The organism is Neorhizobium sp. IRS_2294 (assembly GCF_050500145.1).
GTDB classification, from domain to species: Bacteria; Pseudomonadota; Alphaproteobacteria; order Rhizobiales; family Rhizobiaceae; genus Neorhizobium; species Neorhizobium soli.
Genome location: NZ_CP191440.1, coordinates 1,180,947 through 1,200,394, shown reverse-complemented (window position 1 = coordinate 1,200,394; position 19,448 = coordinate 1,180,947). Strand labels below are relative to the sequence as shown.

Here is a 19,448-nt window from a genome sequence, read left to right as displayed (position 1 = left end):
TGCCGGGCTGGTGACGCAACATGCGTGAATTAAGCGCCCCTTACCGTTTCTGACAACGGGAGGTCGAGCCATTTCGGCTTCGGGGTCGCGTTCAAAAGCAAGCGTGTGTAATCGTGCTTAGGTGAAGAGAACAGTGAAACGGCATCATTCTCTTCCACTACTTTTCCACGCTGCATCACTAAAATACGGTCTGCTATTGCTCGAACGATTGGCAGATCATGCGTGATGAAGATGTACGAGAGCCCGAGTGTGCGCTGCAGATCGGCCAGAAGTTCTATGACCTGCATCTGTATAGACACATCAAGAGCCGAAACGGCCTCGTCGCAGACGATGAGTTCTGGCTCGCTCGCGAGAGCTCTCGCTATCGCGATACGTTGACGCTGACCACCGGAAAACTGGTGCGGATAACGATCAACGTGCTCGGCCTTTAACCCAACGAGTTCCAGAAGTTCCACCACTCGTTCGCTCCACCGGGCACGCGGGAGGATATCTTTGTGGATAGCCCATGGCTCCGAGATGATCTGTCGCACATTCATGCGGGGATTCATCGAGCCAAACGGGTCCTGAAACACCATCTGTACACGACGTCGAAAGCTGTTTAGCGCCTTGCCCTCAAGTTCGAATATGTCCTCTCCTGCAAAGAGTGCACGACCGGAGGTCGGTGTATTCAGCCGCAGCAGCATGCGCGCTATGCTCGATTTTCCGGACCCGGACTCCCCGACAATACCAACCGTTTCTCCACGGTGGAGCACGAAAGATACCTCGTCAACTGCCCGAAACTCCTGCTTGGACGCGAGCGCGCCTGAACCCAGGAGGTAATGCTTGCTGAGGTTCTCGACTTTCAGCAAAACTTCCTTGCCTACAGCCTCACGCTGGGGGCGATTTGTGTCCTCCAGATGCGGCACGGCTGCCATCAGCCGCCTCGTATAAGCGTGCGCGGGATTGGTGAATACCTCCCTCGCCTCTCCGCTTTCCACGACCTTCCCGCCATTCATGACGATGATCCGATCGGCCATCGCGGCCGCCACATCGAGATCATGCGTGATCATTATCAACGCCATTCCCGTTTCCTGCTGCAGATCACGCAACAGTTCAAGGATCTGGGCTTGCACGCTGACATCGAGGGCAGTCGTCGGTTCGTCGGCGATCAGTATGTCCGGTTTTAGCGCGATCGCCATCGCGATCATAACTCTCTGGCGCTGACCGCCGGAAAACTGGTGCGGATAGTAGTCTATACGGCCTTTAGCGTCCGGTATGCCGACGCGTTCGAGCAATCGGATAACCTCATCGCGGACTGTGGCCGTTTGGGCCTCCCCGTGGGCCTCGAACACTTCAGCAATCTGTCGGCCAACCGTGAACACGGGATTGAGGTATGCCAAGGGATCCTGAAAGATCATAGCAATGCGCTGACCGTTAAGCTTGCGCCTATGCTCGTTGCTAAGACGCGAAATGTCGTTGCCGTCGAACACCAGCGATCCGGCGACGATATCGCCCGGCGGGCAGTCGATGAGCCCCATCACCGTACCGGTGCTGACGCTCTTTCCAGAACCGCTTTCACCAAGGATGACGAGTGTCTCGCCAGGACATACGTTGAACGACACGTTGTCCACGGCTCTCACGGGATCGCCTTCGGACAAGAAATCGACGGTAAGATTGTTGATCGTGAGGATAGGTTTCGAATGGGTCATCGAGGCGCCTTTCGCAGCGACTGCAGGCGCCAGCGTTGGGAGGGATCGGCAACGGTACGAGCCCAGCTCGCCAGTATATTCAACGACAAGGTAGTAAGGAGAATCGCGAGGCCCGGCCAAAAGGCGATCCACCACGCAGTCGAGAGGTAACCGCGGCCATTCGCAACCATCGCTCCCCAAGTGAAGTTCGGCGGCTGGATGCCGAGACCGAGAAAGCTCAATGAAGATTCCGCCAGGATGACGGTGGCGAAGTCGATCGCAGCGATTGTCACCAGTGTCGGCAGCACCAGCGGCGCAATGTGCCGGAACAGAATGCGACGGCTGCTTGCACCCATCGAAAGTGCTGCACTGACAAACATGCGCTCGCGCAGTTCCAGCACTTCAGCTCGTGCCGTTCGGATGAAGACCGGCATGCGAGTGATGGCGAGAACGATCACCAAATTCGTCATGCTGGGACCAAGCGTATAAAGCACGATCAGTGCCAGCAGCAACGATGGAAAGCTCATGATGACATCGGCAAGACGCAGGATAACGTGGCTGTACCAACGTTCCGAATAACCTGCGACCAATCCAAGAGCGCCACCCACAAACATGGAGCAGCACACAGCGGCCGCCGCTATGGCGAGAGTCGTCTGGGCACCCACGATGAGCCTCGCAAGTATCGGCCGACCGAGGGTATCCGCGCCTAGAATATAGATGAATCCCTGATCGAGAGAAAAGGGCGCGAGGTTGCGTTGTCTGAGGCCAAGCTTGCCGGCCATATCACCGACCAGCAGCGGGCCGAACAGCACGCAGACAATAAGGATGAACAGGAAGATCGCGGCACAAAGTGCCAGCTTGTCGCGCGTCAGATAGATTGCGAGCTGATGCAGGTTCCCAGGCGACTTTGTGGAAACAATTGTCGTATCGGCCATGGTCGTCCTCCCTCAGTAGCGGATGCGTGGATCGAGTGCGACATAAAGAAGGTCGATCGCGATGTTGACGACGAAGATGGCGATCGCTGTGACGAGGATCGTCGACTGAACTACCGCAAAGTCGCGCTGGATAATTGAATCGATCATGAGCTTGCCGATGCCAGGCCATCCGAAAATCGTTTCAACCACGACTGCACCGTTGACCAGACCTGTCATAAGGTCACCCGCGACGGTGATGACAGGCAGGAGCGAATTGCGAAGCGCATGACCAAAGATGATCTTACGCCGCTTCATGCCTTTTGCATGCGCAGTCTTGATGTAAGGTGAGGCAAGTGCCGAAATCATTGTGCCGCGTACGACCTGTACGAGAAGGCCGAATGGACGCAGCATCAACACTGCAATTGGCATGATCCAGTGAAGGGCCGTTCCAGTTCCTGACGTTGGGAAGAGACCAAGTCCAACAGAGAAAACAAGGATGCCGACGATTGCGATCCAGAAATCTGGTGTGCTGGCACCCGCCAGCGACACGACTCCGCCAATACGGTCGAAAAGGCTTCCGGGACGTGCGGCCGCCATCGCTCCGATAAAAATCGCCAGGCCTGTCGAAAGCGTCATTGCGATGAGGGCGAGTTGCAGCGTTGCTGGAAAGGCCTCAAGCGCCACTTCAAGCGCGGAGCGGTTCTGGCGCAGAGACTGACCAAAATCCAGCGACAAGAGATTGCTCAGGTATTGGAGGAACTGCAAATATATCGGCTGGTCGAGACCATTTAACTTTGCGAACGCCTGGCGGGCTTCGAGGCTGGAGTCGAGAGGCAGGTAGAGGGCTGAAGGATCGCCCGTAAGCCGCGTGAGGAAAAAGACGAGCGTCAGCAGACCGATCACCGAAATGACGCTGTGATAAGCTCGCCGCCCTATATAAGCGAACATCGCGCATACCCTTGATTTTACTGGATGGAGTGCGAGCGCCAGACACCGTGGTCAGGCGCTCGATCGACTGGCGTGACCCGTCAGTTCTTCAGACCGATATTGGCAAGGGGGATCTCGCTGTTGGTAGAGATATCCGGCTTCCAGTCGAGACGCTTACCGACGCGGGTGTAACCGATCATGTGGAACATCGGGATATCCAGCACGAGTTCGTCATGCGCTTTGTTGAAGATCGCCTTGAACTTTGTCGTACGGTCATCGCCAGTTGCCGCAAGTGCGTCGGCGATCTCGGCGTCGAGCGCGGCATCCTTGACTGTAGAGTAGCTGCCTGCCGAGGTGTAGAAGATCGGGATCGTGAAGGCAGCATCACCCTTGTTGTTGTCGTGCATCATCTGCAGAAGGTTAGGTCCGCGTCCTTCCGGGAACGGCTTTTGCAAGTAGCGCAGCCAGTCATTCACATCGAGCATGGTAAGCTTGACGTTGAGGCCGGCTTCCTGCCACATCGCCGCCATGGCTTCCATAGCCTCCGAGCCGTTCGGATAAATGCCATTGCGGCCAATGAGCTCTATCTCGGTCTCAACCGGCACGCCTGCTGCCTTTGCCTCGGCTACCAGCGCGGAGGCCTGCGCCGCGTCGTAAGTCCATGGAGCAAGCTTGTCGTCATGACCATTAATGCCGGTCACCGACATTTGAGAGGCGCGCTTGATGTCGTCTCCGAAGAGCTGCGCAAGTCCATCCCAGTCGATGGCAAGGTTCAACGCCTTGCGGACACGAACGTCATCGAGTGGCGCAAAGCCGGTGTCGATGCGCAAAGCAGTGGTTTCCGAGTTCAGATAGGCAAAGTCGGTTTCCGGCGTGGTCGCATCCTGAATGGCGATCGACGGTGTCAGGTCCGCTTCTCCAGTCTCTACCATTGCAGCTCGGATCGATGATTCCTGACGCCAGACGTAGCTTGCCTTGGTAAACGCGGGCTTCTTGCCCCAATAGCCGTCGAACGCGTCAAGAACCACAGTTTGGGGTGAGAAACTCGTCAGCTTGAATGGCCCCGTACCGACAGGATCATTGACCGCCTTGTCAGCCGGTGTTTTCGGCGAGACAACCATGACGACACTGAGCAGTGTTGGTAGGATCGGCTCCGGCTTGTCTGACTTGACCTCTATCGTCAGTTCGTCGGTTGCCGTGACGGTAAGCTTGGAATCGCCGAATTTTGCAATGTTGCTGCAAGTCACCTTGCCGCCGGTCATGCGTTCGATAGAGTATTTTACCGCGGCTGCATTGAACGCTTCACCGTCCTGAAACTTCACGCCTTCACGCAGCTTGAAGCGCCAGGTGTTTGGATCGATCTGGCTCCACTCGGTCGCAAGTGCAGGAGTGGCTTGGCCGGTTGCCGCGTCTATAACAGTAAGCGGCTCTACAACGTTGCGGCTCAGAATTTGGCCGACATTGGTTATGATCGTGCCACAAGGCTCGAGATTTGCAGGCTGCTCAGGCAGCACGATCTTGATCTCGTTTGTGGTCTGAGCTCCGGCTTGGCCGGCCAGGACGGCGACGGCTACGGCGCTTGCCAGCATCAAATTGTATCTCATTGTCATTGCACTCCTCCCAAGTGAATAGTGACCATTCGATATGAATGCCCTTTAGGCGTGCGAACCATTATCGTTCTCAGGCCGACACGGCCTCGATAAGTTCTCTGAGAATTTCCTTTTCATCTCCAGTCAGATCGACCAATGGCGGCCGGACCGGGCCCGGCGTGTATCCAACCAGATCCACGCCCGCCTTTATGATGGAAACCGGATATCCAGCTTTCCGATCTCGCAACTCCGCGAATGGGAAAAAGAATGTGTGAAGTATGCTCTCCATCGTCGCGCTGTCGTTGCTGCGCATCGCATTGTAGAAACGAATAGCAAGTTGCGGGACGAAATTGAAAACTGCCGACGAGTACGTCGTCACACCGACGCCGTTGAAGCCCTCGGCGAAGAGTTCATGTGTCGGCATTCCGCCGATGTAGCAAAGTCGATCGCCGAGCTTTGCTGTGACATGGCGAACCAGGTCGACCCTGCCTGTTCCGTCCTTGAAACCGATGAGGTTTGGGCAAGCGTCCGCAAGCCTGGCAACCGTATCGGCGTTCGCCACGGAGTTTGCACGATTGTAAAGGATGACGCCGAGGTCCGTAGAGTCGCAGACGGCTTTCACATGGGCGAAGATGCCGTCCTGTGGAGCTTCGGTCAGATAATGGGGCAGCAGCAAAAGGCCGTCTGCGCCAACCTTTTCCACGATGCGCGCCGTCTCTACTGAGAGAGCAGTACCATAGCCGCAACCCGCGATAATTGGCACATCTCCTGAAACATCCTTGGCGGCTTCCGTAACGAGACCGACTTCTTGCGGAGTAAGAGAGAAGAATTCTCCTGTACCGCCAGCGGAGAAGAGAGCGGCTGCGCCAAAGCCAGACAACCATTCAACGTGACGCCGGTAGCTATCGAGGTTGAGCTTGTAGTCCGGATCGAAATGCGTAACGGGGAACGACAAAAGGCCAGAACCCACGCGGACTTTCAGTTCATCAGGCGACAACAGACTTCCTCCTAGTAATCTACCAAGAGAAAGTCATATGACAACTAAAAATACAAGTCAACGCGTGTTGTCATATGTCCTTAGGGCGGCGAGCAGCTAATGCTCGATAGCGCTTTATGCCGGTCACAAGATGTTTTCGCATTGCGTCGCGAGCGAGCTCAGGATCGCGTGCTGCGATTGCGTCGGCAATACTCCTATGCTCTTCCCATATAGACTCGTCACGGCTGGGCAGAGGATCCAACCCACCCATAACCTTCCGAAACTTCACGCGTGGGATCATTCGACGCCCGACATGCTCCAAAAACGTGCGAAAGCGCGCGTTGTTCGTGGCGCTGGCAACCGCGACATGGAATGCGAAGTCAGCCTCGTCCGTCGGCATGGAACTGGCCACAAGAGCGCCAAATCGCTCGACCTGGCTATGTATTTCTGCCTCCTGGGCAGGCGAACTGCGTGATGCAGCAAGGCCTGCGGCTTCTTCCTCAATTCCGATACGTAATTCGAGTTCCTCGATTATGTCTGAAATCCTGTCGGTTTCTCCAGTAAAGAGACCCGCGATCGTGTCCACCTGTGAAAGGCCAGTGACGTAAACTCCCGACCCTTGTCGCGACTCCACAAGCCCGTCTGCCCGCAGTTCGGCGAGCGCCTCTCGTATAACCGTTCGGCTATGTCCGAACCTGGCGATCAGCGCCGCCTCCGTAGGCAGTTTGTCGCCGATTGCAAAGTATCCGTCGTCTATCTGAACTCTGATTGCATCGACGACGCCCGATGAAAGAGATCGGCGTATTCCTTGTTTTTGGACCCAACCCATATCGATCCTTCGCATTAAACCAGCGGCTAAACAAATAGCACAGGTCCACCCTGAGGACGACTTGTTCTTATTTGTCATATCAGCTGAAGCGTATTTTTCGATAACTGGACTATCACAACATCTCGGCCAAGATGTCATGCCTCGGCGACCAGCTCGATCTAGAATGCTGTGGAGCGTTCCCATCTGCAAGATCGAGTAGGCGGGCGTCGAGAAGATGGCAAGGGCGCAAGGCGCTGCTTCCTCATCGCACCTGATATCGCATTCGCGCCTTCATATTGGATCTTCGATACGTCGCGAAAGAGCCGGTGCTAGTGACGAGCTCCTCTTCTGCCTGACGCGGAGTTCGAAACAGATGATAACGCAAGTATCCTATGATTGGTCGACGACAAGCAGCGACTGGATATCACTGCTCGTAAGCTTAGGGATAGGCCGTCGAGCCATCCGGTTTTTGTGTGATCTTGCGCTGCCAGTGGACGTAGTCGTCGGTTCGCAGAGCCTTTTCGTCGATCTCAATCCCCCATCCGGGACGGTCGGGGCGAAGCTCCATATGGCCATCGACTGGCATGTATGGATCAAGCGCCCACGGCGCGTAGACATGTGGCTTGAATTCGAGGATCTGAAAATTCGGCTGGGCGGCGCAGAAATGGATGTTGACGGCGGTTGCTAGCGGACCCATTGGGTTGTGGGGGGCGACCGTCACATAGTGCGCCTCCGCAAGCGTTGCGATGCGCCGCATTTCCGACATACCACCGACAACGCAGATGTCCGGTTGAATGATGTCAGCGCCCTGAGCCGACAAAAGCGATAGGAATTCAAAGCGGTTGTATAGAGACTCGCCCGTGGCGAGCGGAACGTTCACCTTCGATTTCAATTCCCGCCATGCCGGGATGTGCTCGGGGCGAATAGGTTCTTCGTAGAAAAGCGGGTCGTTCGGGGCAATCGCGGCCGCCAATTGAACCGCCTTGTAGGGTTCAAAGATCTTGGCATGCGCGTCGAAGGCAAATTCGAAATGCGAAGGCGTGATTTCGCGGATTCGCCCGAACCAGTCGCCGGTTTCCTTGACCAGTTCCCCCCAGCGCCCGGTGTGCAGATCGCGCCGGTACGGGCTGAGCTTGAACGCCGTGTAACCGTAATCCTCGTTGAGCTTGAGCGTCTGGTCAAGCGCATGCTCGGCATCCGGCGCCGTGTAGACTCCGCAATAGACGCGGACGCGGTCACGGACGCTGCCGCCCAGCAGCATGTAGACCGGCAGACCAGCAGCCTTGCCGGCGATATCCCACAATGCGTGATCGATGGCGGAAATCGCGGCAAGGCCTAGGGCTCCGGGAGGAAATCGGCATTGCTGGTTGAGTTTGAGGACGAGATATTCGACCCGGCGCGGATCCTCGCCTTCGATCTGGTGAAACAGGTAGTCGAGAAGCGGCGGCAGCGACCAGTCCGGGCCGTGATTGTAGCATTCGCCCCAGCCGCTGATGCCTTCGCTGGTCTCGATCTTGAGCAGCAGGCGGGGACGCTCGTCCACGCGCTGCATGTATGTCTTGATGCCGGTGATATGCACTGCTGATCCTCCCTTAGGCAGCTTTTGCGGAGCGAATGCTGTCCACAACCTCACCAAGGATTTTGCGCTCGGACGCGTTCAACTCGACCACACCCGGTATCCGCACGGGCCCGACATCCGTTCCAAGCATGCCGAGCGCTTCCTTGACGACGGTGACGTTGGCGCCGTTGTTGTATTTTGTGCGAAGCGACTCGAATGGGGCAATTCCATCGATCAGGCTGCGCGCCGTAGCATAATCGCCGGACTCGAGCGCCTTGTGGATGGCGTGCGAGCGCTCGGGGAAGACGTTGACGAGGCCCGAGGTGAAGCCGCGTGCGCCCATGGCGTAAAATGCCGGCGCCCAGCCTTCCGCCAGTCCGCAGACCCAAATTGCCGGGGCATCATGGGTGGTGCGGATAACCTCGGCCAACAGCATCAGATTGGGGGAGGCGAACTTGATGCCAGCAATGTTGGGGTGCAGCGCCAGTCGGCGGAAATCGTCTACAGAGAAACCGTCGCTGCGCACGTAGGCGATAACTGGGACCGTGCAGAAATCTGCCAGATCGAGAAAATAGGCTGCCTGGAAGGCCGGTCCTGCGAAAGGGTCCATGGGATGATGCCCCATGATCGCATCGGCGCCCTCGGCGATAGCGTCGCGCGCCAGCGCCTTCGCATCGGTTAGCGACCGGCCAACGGCCGCACTGACGAGTGCCATGCCGTCTGCAGCCTTGATCGTCGTACCGTGCACGAGACGGATCTCATCCATCGTCAGCGTGAAAAACTCGCCGGTATTGCCGGCCGCCATGAGATTGTGGACCTTTGCCGCGGCAAGTCCCTTAATCAGCCGATCGAGCTTCTCAACATCAATCGATCCGTCGCTTCCGTATGGCGTCACTGGAACGCCTGAGATCCCGGAAAGGGCACGTCTTACGGCCTGTAGTTTGTCAGTCACGCTCACTATCCTTCTGATTTCCGAATACGATCGACAGGTAGGTTTCGCCCGAACGTACGACGTGGTCGCGCATAGAGCGCTCCGCCATGTCCGCATCTCCGGCAACGATCGCGTCGGCGATGGCCACATGCTCCTCAAGCGCTTTCTGGCGCTCCGCCGGATCGAGGTGAATAACGCGACGGATGCTGGCGTCGTAAAATTGCTGACGTTCGATCAACTTAGCCAGATAGCTGCACCGCGAGCTTCTATGGATGAGATCGTGGAAGGCTTCATTGAGCGCAATCAGACTATCGGCGTCACCCGAAGTGGTTGCCTCGCGCATCAGGTTGGCGGTTGCCACCAGTTCCGAACCATCCTTCCTTTCAATCCGCTTCGCAGCCAGACGGGCGATCATCGATTCCAGCGCAGCGCGCGCAAGGATCATCTCCTCCGCCCAGCTGCTCGCAAACCGGATGATCACACCGCGCCGCGGCAGGGCCTCGACCAGCCCTTCCGTTTCCAGCTGACGAAGGGCTTCCTTGATCGGCGTCGTGCTTACGCCGAACTGCTCGGCGAGGCTGCGCTCGTTAACTTTTTCGCCGGTAGCGAAACGCCCTGACAGGATGGCTGCACGCATCGTCCGATGAACATGATCCCGCACGGTCACATTAAAGCTTGCGTCAATTTTCTCAAATCCAGCTCCACTCGCTGGCGTGCCCAAGCTGCTGATCATTTTCCAAATTCCGTTGACGCGCTGTCGTTAATATGAGATCTGGTATATCAGATTTGTTATTCCTGTCGATAGCAAATTTTGGACAACCAGGTTGAGGAGCCTTGGGAGAAGAACATGCCGAAGCTAAATTTCGTTGCCATCGCGAGTGCTGCGGTCCTCGCATACAGCTCCGCCCCCGTATTCGCAAAAACACCGCCGGATCAATTGGTCATCGCCATCATGATGACGACGATGCGCGGCCTCGATCCTCACGAGATCAACCAGCTCGAAGCAGCCGAGGTCGTCGCTAATCTTTACGATCGGCTTATCGAGCTGCCTGCCGATAATGTCACAGTGCCAAAACCCTCACTTGCCGTGAGCTGGACCGTGTCTGAGGATGGGAGGACATTCACTTTCAAAATCCGTCAAGGCGTGAGGTTTCATTCTGGCAATCCCCTCACTGCAAAGGACGTGGAGTGGTCTCTGCACCGGCTTGTAAATCTCGGGCTCGCACCTTCTACCGACCTTCGCCAATGGGGGTTCTCGGCCAAAAATGTCGATACTCTGATCCGAGCGACGGATGATCATACACTTGTACTGCAGACACCCGAAGTCTGGAACCCGAACCTCATTCTCTACTCCCTGGCCAGCTTCTCGACGTCGATCGTTGACAGCGCCTTTCTGGCGAGCCGGGAGAAAAACGGCGACTGGGCGCGCAATTATCTTCAGACCAGAGACGCGGGATCCGGGCCGTATTCCCTGACGACCTGGCGCTCCAATCAGCTTCTGATCGCCGATGCAGTCCCGGAATACTGGAAGGGCGTGCCCGCGATGCGGCGCGTGTTCATGAGCCATATTCCGGAATCGTCGGCCCAGCGGCTGCAGATCGATGCCGGCGACGTTGACGTCGCGACGCGGTTGTCTTCAACGGACCTTTTAGGGCTCGAGGCCGATGGCAAGGTCTCCGTCCAGAAGGTACCCGGTTTCGGCTTCTACTATCTAGCACTGAACCAAAAAGATGAAATCCTCTCAAAGCCCAAAGTTCGCGAGGCTTTCCGCTATCTTATCGACTACGACGGGCTCAGCAGCACCGTGATGAAATATTACGGCACCAAACAGCAGTCGATCATTCCGGCTGGCCTCCCGGGCGCACGGAGCGACAACCCGTACAAGTTAGACATCGACAAAGCGAAACAGCTAATTGCTGAAGCGGGTTATCCTGATGGATTTTCGAAAGTCTATTTCGCACAACCCGGCACCCCGGAATCAGAAGTCGGCATCTCGTTGCAAAACAATGCCGCCAAGGCCGGCATTAAACTCGATTTGCAGATCGGCGACCAGATCGGCAAGTTCCGCTCCCGTCAGTTCGAGCTGTTCTCTTCACGTACTGGTGATCGCCTTCCAGATCCGCATGCAGTTCTTCAGTCATATGCCACGAACGCCGACAATTCCGATGCAGCTAAGCTTGCCGGGCTGGTTGCCTGGCGCACGGCCTGGGATGTCCCCAAGGATATACAGGATTTGGTGATGGCGGCCGCTCACGAGATCAATCCGGAGAAACGCGAGGAACTGTATGGACGGATCAACGAAGCCTATATGCGCGCCTCGCCCGCTCTGGTCACGTCGTTCCAGCGTACCGATCCCAAAGCCGTCCGCACGGAAGTGAAAGGCTATGTTGGGCATCCGACTTGGCTGACACGCTGGGACACCGTTTCAAAAAGCGAATGACGTGCGAACCAAGGATAGTGCCATGAGTATTTCCCAAACCGCAGCCCCTCCCGTTCCAAGCCATTCGTTTCTCAAGGCAGCACGGAAAGTCGCCGCCTCGGCGGTCGTGATCATGACAACAATGCTCGGTCTGCTGGTCATCACATTCGTCGTCGGACGCATGGTCCCTGCCGATCCTGTCATCGCCGCGATCGGCGATCAGGCGGACCAAGCGACATATGACCGCGTCTACAAGGAGATGGGCCTAGACCGGTCAATCTACGTGCAGTTCGCAAATTACCTCGGCAATGCCGTGCAGCTTGATTTCGGTCAGTCGAATATCACTAAGCAGCCCGTGGTCAACGATCTTGCGCGGGTGTTTCCCGCCACGCTGGAACTGGCGACCCTTGCGACACTGATCGGCGCCGGTCTCGGCGTCCCCCTCGGCGTGATCGCCGCGGTCCGCAAGGGTACGTGGGTGGACCATATCGCCCGTGTCGTCGGCCTGCTCGGATACTCGACGCCGATCTTCTGGCTCGGCACGATTGTCATCCTGCTGTTTTACGCGCACCTCGGCGTGATCCCGCCCGGCGGCCGGATCTATGTCTACAACGAGGGGATCGTCGAAGCGCGGACAAATTCCGTGCTCGTCGACAGCCTGCTGGGCGGACACTGGGATGTCTTCTGGAGTGCGTTGCACCACCTTATCGCGCCGGCTCTGATCCTCGGGTATGCGGCAATGGCCTATCTCAGCCGCATGACACGCAGCTTCATGCTGGAACAGCTTCACCAGGAATACATCCTCACCGCCCGCGCCAAAGGCCTTGGCAAACGACCGATCATCTGGCGGCACGCGTTCCGCAACATCCGGGTACAGCTCCTTACCGTCGTTGCCCTCGCCTATTGCGGCCTGCTCGACGGCACCGTGCTGATTGAGACAGTGTTCGCATGGCCAGGGCTTGGACAATACCTCACCTCCGCCCTGTTCTTCGCTGACATGAATGCGGTGCTCGGAAGTGTTTTCCTGATCGGTTTGATCTCGATTGCCATCAACTTCCTGTCCGACATCGCCTATCGCTTTATTGATCCGAGGACCCGGTGATCCCATGACAAAATCAGGCACGTTCTCAGACATTCACACCTGGCTGATCAGTGAGGAATTCACTTCCACGAGCCAGGCACGCTTGCACAGCATCTATATCGCTTGGCTCAGCCTGGTCGCCAATCCGCTTGCTCTGGCAGGTTTCGTTGTCATAGTCTTCCTGGTCGTCATGGCGTCCCTGGCGCCTGTCATCCCGCTTCAGGATCCCATCGCCCAGGACTTCATGAAGGCACTGCAGTCTCCGTCTGCCGCGCACTGGTTTGGCACCGACGAATTCGGGCGCGATGTTTTCGCGCGGCTGGTTTATGGCGGTCGTACGACGCTTTACATCGCCATTCTCGTCACCATCATTGTCGGCCCGATCGGCTTCGTGATCGGTGCGACTGCTGGTTATCTCGGCGGTTGGGTCGATGTCGTTTTGATGCGCATCACCGACATCTTCCTGTCGTTCCCAAGTCTTGTCCTCGCGTTGGCATTCTCCGCAGCACTGGGACCTGGTATTGAGAATGCAGTGATCGCCATTGCATTGACGGTGTGGCCGCCGATTGCCCGTCTTACCCGCGCCGAAACACTGACATTTCGCCAAGCGGACTTCGTCGTTGCGGCAGAACTGCAGGGCGCTGGTATGGGCCGCATCCTGCTGCGTCATATCGTGCCGCTTTGCGCACCGTCGGTGATCGTACGCCTGACGCTCAACATGTCGAGCATCATCCTCACCGCCGCCGGCCTCGGCTTTCTCGGGCTCGGCGCGCAGCCACCGCTGCCAGAATGGGGCTCGATGGCTGCATCCGGCCGGCAGTACCTGCTGGATGCCTGGTGGCTAACGACTGTTCCGGGGATCGCCATCCTCGTCGTCAGCCTTGCCTTCAACCTGCTCGGTGACGGGCTGCGTGACATCATGGATCCCCGCAATGCATGAATCGAAAGACACCATCCTGACGGTCGACAACATGTCGGTCGAATTTCCATCGCTGTCAGGTGCAGTCCGAGCTGTACAGCATGTCTCTTTCACCGTTGGTCGCGAGAAGATCGGCATCATCGGAGAATCCGGATCAGGCAAGAGCACGACCGGGCGCGCCATCATGCGACTGCAGCCACCGAATGCCGCGGTCAAGGCGGATCGGATGCGATTTGAAGACATCGATCTGCTCAGCGCCACGGAAGAGGAGATGCAGTCGATCCGCGGTCGACGCATCGCCATGATCCTTCAGGATCCTAAATATTCACTCAATCCGGTCATGAGCATCGGCGAGCAGATATCCGAAACGGTGATCCTGCATGAGCGAGCCTCTAAGAAGGAAGCCCGCGACCGCACTCTCACCATGCTGGAAAGAGTGCAGATACGCGATCCGCAGCGTGTGTTCGATCTCTACCCGCACGAAGTCTCTGGCGGCATGGGACAGCGCATTATGATCTCCATGATGCTGATCGCCTCCCCCTCGCTGATCATCGCGGATGAGCCGACTTCGGCGCTGGACGTCACTGTCCGCCAGCAGGTGCTTTCGATCCTTGATGAACTCGTGACGGAGAGAAACATAGGTCTGATTTTCATTTCGCATGACCTCAATCTCGTTCGCAGTTTCTGCGACAGGGTCATCATCATGTATGCGGGTCGCGTTGTGGAAACGATCGCCGCCGCGGACCTTCATCAGGCCACGCACCCTTATACGCGCGGTCTTCTCAACGCCCTGCCGAGTCTTGACCATCCCCGCGACAGGCTGGAAGTGCTTCGTCGCGACCCCGCCTGGCTGGAGAACTGATATGCCCATGATCAAGATCGATCACCTCGCCGTTTCCTATGGCAGCGGTGAAACCTTCGTACAGGTCGTCCAGGACGTTTCCTTCGAGGTCGCGAAAGGCGAGGCTTTTGGACTGGTCGGCGAGAGCGGCTGCGGGAAATCCACGGTGCTTGGTGCGCTCGCCGGGCGCAACAAGCAATGGACGGGGACCCTTCAAATCGATGGCGAAACGATCACACAGAAGCGTAGCCGTGGGCAGCTTGCCAAACAACAACTGGTTTTCCAGGATCCATTCGGTTCGATCCACCCACGACACACGATCGGTCGCACCTTGCTCGAGCCGCTGGAAATCCATGGCAAGGACCAGCGCCACGAACGCATCGAGAAAGTCCTGACTGATGTCGGCCTGCCGCTTAACTTCCGCTATCGTTATCCGCACCAGCTATCAGGAGGGCAACGTCAGCGCGTCGCGATTGCCCGCGCCTTGATCCTCGAGCCTCGGATCCTGCTTCTCGACGAGCCGACCTCCGCGCTCGACGTCTCGATCCAGGCGGAAATCCTCAACTTGCTCAAGGATCTGAGGGAGCGTGAAAACCTCACCTATATCCTGGTCAGCCACGACCTCGCAGTCGTCGCACATCTGTGCGACCGGGTTGCGGTGATGCAAAGCGGCGGTTTTGTCGAGATCGCTACAAGGCAGCAGTTGCTAGAAAATACGGTTCAGCACGCTTACACCCGCACGCTTATGGATGGCAGCCGTGGCTATGTCGCCCGACCCAGAAAGCGAGACGTCGCTACCGGTTTCTCCGCTGGCCCCGTTGGCGTGACCGGCGTCACCGCCTGATTGTCACGAGCCCCGAATACAGCATGACCTAGTGGAGTGAGACCGTGATCCAGAACCCCATTCTTCCCGGCTTCCATCCGGATCCGTCCATCTGCCGAGTCGGAGACGACTATTACATCGCTGTCTCGACATTCGAATGGTATCCCGGCGTCCAGATCTTTCATTCCCGGGATTTGCGGGACTGGCGCCTTGTGAAAAGACCGCTCGACCGAGCCGAGCAGCTGGATCTCCGTGGTACACCGGATTCCTGTGGAGTGTGGGCGCCGTGCCTGACCCACGCCGAAGGCCGTTTCTGGTTGATCTACACAGACGTCAAGCGCAAGAGAGGCTCGTTCAAGGACTGCCATAACTATTTGGTGACGTCGGATACCATCGACGGTCCATGGTCTGCCCCCACCTATCTGAATTCCTCCGGCTTCGACCCCTCACTGTTCCATGACGACGATGGCCGCAAATGGCTGTTGAACCTGACCTGGGATTACCGGGCGCGCCCGTCGAGGTTCGGCGGCATCGTCCTGCAGGAATACAACCATGACCAGGGTGGGCTGATCGGTCCGATCACCAATATATTCGCCGGCTCGCCACATGGCCTTGCCGAAGGCCCACACTTGTACCGGCGCGACGGGTGGTACCATCTTCTGGTCGCCGAAGGCGGCACCGGTATGCGGCATGCCGTGACGATGGCGCGCTCGACGGACATTTTCGGTCCTTATGTGCTTCACCCGGCCACCCATGTCGTCACCAGCCGGTTTCATCCGGACGCCAACCTCCAGCGGGCGGGTCACGGCGATCTGGTGGAAACACCGGACGGCGAAATTTATCTCGTTCATCTTTGCAGCCGCCGGCTTCCCGGTATCGGCCGTTCGGTGCTGGGGCGGGAGACCGCGATACAGAAATGCGCATGGGGTGACGATGGCTGGTTGCGGCTACAAGGCGAGCCCTTCGTTCCGCAGGAAACAGTTTCGATGCCCGGCGGCGCGCAGCAAATTTCGTTGTCCGAGACGGAACGTTACACGTTCGATCCACAGACCGGCCTTGCTGACCCGTTCCAGTGGTTGCGAACCCCTAATCCTGACAGGCTGTTTTCTCTTGCGGCGCGACCGGGCCATCTACGGCTGATCGGGCGGGAATCCGTCGGGTCTTGGTATGAGCAGTCGCTTGTTGCGCGGCGACAAACGCATTTCGATTACGATGCCGAAACTGAAGTTGATGCCGATCCGGAAAGCTACCACCAGATGGCAGGGCTGATCACCTACTACAATAGTTTCGCCTACTACTACCTTTGCCTGACCCATGACGAAAAAGTGGGGCGGTCGCTTCAGCTCCTTTATTGCGATGGCGCGTGGCCCGAAGGCAAAACGACGCTCGCTCTGGAGGACGCTGTTGCCGTGCCCCCCGGGCCTGTGAAAATGAGGATCGAAGTCAGGGGAGCCGTTGCACGGTTCCTTTACTGGAAAGATGATGCTTGGCTGCGGATTGGACCAGTGCTCGATCATTCCGCGCTCTCCGACGAAAGCGGCGAAGGGGAACACGCCAATTTCACCGGTGCGTTTGTTGGAATGTCGGCTAATGACACCAGCGGACAAGCTATGTGCGCAGATTTCTCATATTTCACATATTCGTCTGGCTGTTATACGCTTTGAACGAGACGAACCGCTACCTCGCAGGTGACTGGCTAAACCTTCGTTGCAGAAGACGCCGCGTACTCGTACGCCGGACCCCTTCGCACGGACCTACGGATCGAATAGTCTACTGATGGAAATAGTGATTTTGCTTACGATACCCGTCGACCTGCTGTCAGAACACCCGTCCCTCTATGGCCTTGCTACCGTGTGTACAAAGCCCTAGACCGTTCGAGGTGCTTGAGGACCGCCGCATCGGCACCGTCGACATCCTTTGCGGCCAGTCGGTCGAGGATCTCCTCATGCTCGACGAGCGTGAATTTCTCCTTGCCGGTCCAGATGAGCATGTCCGTGTAATAGGTCTTCAGCCATGCCAGCATTGCTTCGCTGACGGCAACGAAGATCGGGTTTCCGGTGATCTGAGCAATGCGCGTGTGAAACTGCATATCCGCCGCAATGAACTCCTCCGCGTTTCCGAGGGATCGGCGTTGATGTTGGATGATGTCGCGCAGATCATTTATGTCCTGCGGCCCGATTCGCGCGGCGGCCTCGCGTGCCATGCCGCGCTCGAAGAATATCCGGGTGCTCTTCAGATACTCGAGACTGTCGGATGATCGCTGCAGCATGATCTTGGCAGTGAGGTCGACCTGTCTGAAGATCGATCTGGCGGTCAGTTGCAACACCTTGGCGCGTTCGCCGTGCGAAATGCTAACGAGGCCCATATTAGCAAGCGACTGCATCGCCTCGCGGATTGCTGGGCGTCCCACGCCGAACCGCTCCATTAGCACCCGCTCTGACGGCATTTCGTCACCCGGGTTCAGTTCTCCAAGAGTGATCATTCGTTCCAGTCTGTCGAAAACTTCGTCCGAAAGCTTCCGACGAACAATCTGTTCGTCTGGTTGGTTCATGGCGTCACGCTGGCTCACAACTTTGTTCCTCGTGCCGTTTTAGACAATTTCAACAAGTCCTGCCCGCTGGAAATCAAAGCTCCACACCGAAATTCCTCTTTCCTGCGAATGGAATACTCATTATACCACTTTTGCAGTTGGCGCCAAGCCCTGAGTGGCTGGCGAGAGGAGCAACCGAGTTCAATGACGATCACACTGACATACCGTATCGAGACCCCCGGCAGTCCCGAAGCCATGGCCTCCAAGATCGCCAGCGATCAGTCGACGGGCACCTTCGTACCCTTACCGGGCGAGACGGAGGAGTTGAAGTCAAGGGTCGCTGCCCGCGTCGTCGCGGTCCGCCCGTTGGAAAACGCCGAGACGCCGACCTGGCCGGAGGTCGGAAAAACCCATCCCCCGCTGTCTCGCGCTGATGTGGACATCGAGTTTCCGCTCGATGCGATCGGAACCGATCTTTCGGCGCTGATGACGATTGCGATTGGCGGGGTCTACTCGATCAAGGGCATGACCGGGATCCGCGTCATCGACATGAAGTTGCCTGCGGCTTTCGGTGAAGCGCATCCCGGCCCGCAATTTGGCATTGCCGGCAGCCGTCGCCTTACGGGCGTCCGGGGTCGCCCGATCATCGGAACCATCGTCAAGCCTGCGCTCGGTCTGAGGCCGCACGAAACCGCTGAATTGGTCGACGAACTGGTACAATCCGGCGTCGATTTCATCAAGGACGACGAGAAGCTGATGAGCCCGGCTTATTCATCGCTCGAGCAGCGCGTTGCCGCCATTATGCCCCTGATCCTCGACCACGAGCAGAAAACCGGCAAGAAAGTCATGTACGCATTCGGCATCTCGCATGCCGACCCCGACCAGATGATGCGCAATCACGATCTGGTTCTGAAGGCAGGCGGCAACTGCGCGGTCGTCAACATCAACTCGATCGGGCTCGGCGGCATAACGTTTCTGCGCAAGCGATCAGAACTTGTCCTCCACGCGCATCGCAACGGATGGGACATTTTGACACGCGACCCGGGCGCCGGGATGGATTTCAAGGTCTGGCAGCAGTTCTGGCGTCTGATCGGCGTCGACCAGTTCCAGATCAACGGGATCCGCGTCAAATACTGGGAACCGGACGAAAGTTTCGTTGCGTCGTTCGAGGCGCTGAGCACGCCGCTCTTCGACGCCTCCGATTGCCCGCTTCCCGTGGCCGGCTCCGGACAATGGGGCGGGCAGGCAGCCGACACCTATAACCGGACCGGCCGCACCACGGATCTGCTTTATCTCTGCGGCGGCGGTATCGTCAGCCATCCGGGGGGACCTGCCGCAGGTGTCCGGGCGGTACAGCAGGCGTGGCAGGCAGCGGTGTCCAATATACCGATCGAGATCTATGCCGCAGACCATCCCGAACTTGCCGCTTCGATTGCCAAGTTCTCCGACGGTAAGGGGGCTTGAA

General features: G+C 57.6%; 17 protein-coding genes. 7 read left to right on the top strand and 10 right to left on the bottom strand.

Annotated features, from left to right (window positions below):
• Nucleotides 1-29: 29 nt before the first annotated feature.
• From ACQY1K_RS22630 to ACQY1K_RS22590, 9 genes are all read right to left on the bottom strand, one after another.
• Complete coding sequence (locus ACQY1K_RS22630; RefSeq protein ID WP_430259658.1) at nt 30-1,688, bottom strand: ABC transporter ATP-binding protein; 1,659 nt, start codon at nt 1,686-1,688, stop codon at nt 30-32.
• Nucleotides 1,685-2,602, bottom strand: coding sequence for an ABC transporter permease (locus ACQY1K_RS22625; protein ID WP_430259656.1), 918 nt, complete (start codon nt 2,600-2,602; stop codon nt 1,685-1,687). Before ACQY1K_RS22625 ends, ACQY1K_RS22630 begins: the two co-directional genes overlap by 4 nt.
• A gap of 12 nt (nt 2,603-2,614) precedes the next feature.
• Nucleotides 2,615-3,529, bottom strand: coding sequence for an ABC transporter permease (locus ACQY1K_RS22620; RefSeq protein ID WP_430259654.1), 915 nt, complete (start codon nt 3,527-3,529; stop codon nt 2,615-2,617).
• A gap of 80 nt (nt 3,530-3,609) precedes the next feature.
• A complete protein-coding gene (locus ACQY1K_RS22615; protein WP_430259652.1) occupies nt 3,610-5,118 on the bottom strand; it encodes an ABC transporter substrate-binding protein in 1,509 nt (502 codons plus the stop codon).
• A gap of 70 nt (nt 5,119-5,188) precedes the next feature.
• Nucleotides 5,189-6,094, bottom strand: a complete 906-nt coding sequence (gene kdgD / locus ACQY1K_RS22610; RefSeq protein WP_430259650.1) for a 5-dehydro-4-deoxyglucarate dehydratase — start codon at nt 6,092-6,094, stop codon at nt 5,189-5,191.
• A gap of 70 nt (nt 6,095-6,164) precedes the next feature.
• Complete coding sequence (locus ACQY1K_RS22605) at nt 6,165-6,902, bottom strand: FadR/GntR family transcriptional regulator (protein WP_430259648.1); 738 nt, start codon at nt 6,900-6,902, stop codon at nt 6,165-6,167.
• Between the two features lie 418 nt (nt 6,903-7,320).
• Nucleotides 7,321-8,460 (bottom strand): mandelate racemase/muconate lactonizing enzyme family protein, encoded by a 1,140-nt coding sequence (locus tag ACQY1K_RS22600; protein WP_430259646.1) that lies wholly within the window; start codon nt 8,458-8,460, stop codon nt 7,321-7,323.
• A gap of 13 nt (nt 8,461-8,473) precedes the next feature.
• Nucleotides 8,474-9,391, bottom strand: a complete 918-nt coding sequence (locus ACQY1K_RS22595) for a dihydrodipicolinate synthase family protein (RefSeq protein WP_062577531.1) — start codon at nt 9,389-9,391, stop codon at nt 8,474-8,476.
• Nucleotides 9,384-10,103, bottom strand: a complete 720-nt coding sequence (locus ACQY1K_RS22590; protein ID WP_430259644.1) for a GntR family transcriptional regulator — start codon at nt 10,101-10,103, stop codon at nt 9,384-9,386. The genes ACQY1K_RS22595 and ACQY1K_RS22590 overlap by 8 nt, the downstream gene beginning before the upstream one ends.
• Nucleotides 10,104-10,217: 114 nt before the next feature.
• Here ACQY1K_RS22590 and ACQY1K_RS22585 point away from each other — a divergent pair, with 114 nt between their 5' ends.
• The 6 genes from ACQY1K_RS22585 to ACQY1K_RS22560 are packed head-to-tail and all read left to right on the top strand — an operon-like array spanning nt 10,218 to nt 17,117.
• A complete protein-coding gene (locus tag ACQY1K_RS22585) occupies nt 10,218-11,810 on the top strand; it encodes an ABC transporter substrate-binding protein (RefSeq protein ID WP_430259642.1) in 1,593 nt (530 codons plus the stop codon).
• Between the two features lie 22 nt (nt 11,811-11,832).
• Nucleotides 11,833-12,891, top strand: a complete 1,059-nt coding sequence (locus ACQY1K_RS22580) for an ABC transporter permease (protein ID WP_062577322.1) — start codon at nt 11,833-11,835, stop codon at nt 12,889-12,891.
• A gap of 4 nt (nt 12,892-12,895) precedes the next feature.
• On the top strand, nt 12,896-13,810 hold the full coding sequence (locus tag ACQY1K_RS22575; RefSeq protein ID WP_430259640.1) for an ABC transporter permease: 915 nt from the start codon (nt 12,896-12,898) through the stop codon (nt 13,808-13,810).
• Entirely contained in the window at nt 13,803-14,651 is an 849-nt protein-coding gene (locus ACQY1K_RS22570) for an ABC transporter ATP-binding protein (RefSeq protein WP_062577318.1), read from the top strand. Before ACQY1K_RS22575 ends, ACQY1K_RS22570 begins: the two co-directional genes overlap by 8 nt.
• Nucleotides 14,652-14,658: 7 nt before the next feature.
• Entirely contained in the window at nt 14,659-15,474 is an 816-nt protein-coding gene (locus ACQY1K_RS22565; protein WP_430260637.1) for an ABC transporter ATP-binding protein, read from the top strand.
• Nucleotides 15,475-15,518: 44 nt separating this feature from the next.
• Complete coding sequence (locus ACQY1K_RS22560; RefSeq protein ID WP_430259638.1) at nt 15,519-17,117, top strand: glycoside hydrolase family 43 protein; 1,599 nt, start codon at nt 15,519-15,521, stop codon at nt 17,115-17,117.
• Nucleotides 17,118-17,299: 182 nt separating this feature from the next.
• On the opposite strand, the gene ACQY1K_RS22555 is transcribed toward ACQY1K_RS22560, so the two are convergent.
• On the bottom strand, nt 17,300-18,004 hold the full coding sequence (locus ACQY1K_RS22555) for a transcriptional regulator NanR (RefSeq protein ID WP_430260635.1): 705 nt from the start codon (nt 18,002-18,004) through the stop codon (nt 17,300-17,302).
• 183 nt (nt 18,005-18,187) lie between these two features.
• Here ACQY1K_RS22555 and oiaX point away from each other — a divergent pair, with 183 nt between their 5' ends.
• Nucleotides 18,188-19,447 carry a 3-oxo-isoapionate-4-phosphate decarboxylase OiaX gene (gene oiaX / locus ACQY1K_RS22550; RefSeq protein WP_062577310.1) on the top strand — a complete coding sequence of 420 codons (1,260 nt, stop codon included), beginning with the start codon at nt 18,188-18,190 and terminating at the stop codon, nt 19,445-19,447.
• Nucleotide 19,448 lies beyond the last annotated feature (1 nt).

Coding starts and splice junctions, on each gene's coding strand:
- ACQY1K_RS22630 (WP_430259658.1), bottom strand. CDS start 1,688: ATGACCCATTCGAAACCTATCCTCACGATCAACAATCTTACCGTCGAT.
- ACQY1K_RS22625 (WP_430259656.1), bottom strand. CDS start 2,602: ATGGCCGATACGACAATTGTTTCCACAAAGTCGCCTGGGAACCTGCAT.
- ACQY1K_RS22620 (WP_430259654.1), bottom strand. CDS start 3,529: ATGTTCGCTTATATAGGGCGGCGAGCTTATCACAGCGTCATTTCGGTG.
- ACQY1K_RS22615 (WP_430259652.1), bottom strand. CDS start 5,118: ATGACAATGAGATACAATTTGATGCTGGCAAGCGCCGTAGCCGTCGCC.
- ACQY1K_RS22605 (WP_430259648.1), bottom strand. CDS start 6,902: ATGGGTTGGGTCCAAAAACAAGGAATACGCCGATCTCTTTCATCGGGC.
- ACQY1K_RS22590 (WP_430259644.1), bottom strand. CDS start 10,103: ATGATCAGCAGCTTGGGCACGCCAGCGAGTGGAGCTGGATTTGAGAAA.
- ACQY1K_RS22585 (WP_430259642.1), top strand. CDS start 10,218: ATGCCGAAGCTAAATTTCGTTGCCATCGCGAGTGCTGCGGTCCTCGCA.
- ACQY1K_RS22580 (WP_062577322.1), top strand. CDS start 11,833: ATGAGTATTTCCCAAACCGCAGCCCCTCCCGTTCCAAGCCATTCGTTT.
- ACQY1K_RS22575 (WP_430259640.1), top strand. CDS start 12,896: ATGACAAAATCAGGCACGTTCTCAGACATTCACACCTGGCTGATCAGT.
- ACQY1K_RS22570 (WP_062577318.1), top strand. CDS start 13,803: ATGCATGAATCGAAAGACACCATCCTGACGGTCGACAACATGTCGGTC.
- ACQY1K_RS22565 (WP_430260637.1), top strand. CDS start 14,659: ATGATCAAGATCGATCACCTCGCCGTTTCCTATGGCAGCGGTGAAACC.
- ACQY1K_RS22555 (WP_430260635.1), bottom strand. CDS start 18,004: ATGAACCAACCAGACGAACAGATTGTTCGTCGGAAGCTTTCGGACGAA.
- oiaX (WP_062577310.1), top strand. CDS start 18,188: ATGACGATCACACTGACATACCGTATCGAGACCCCCGGCAGTCCCGAA.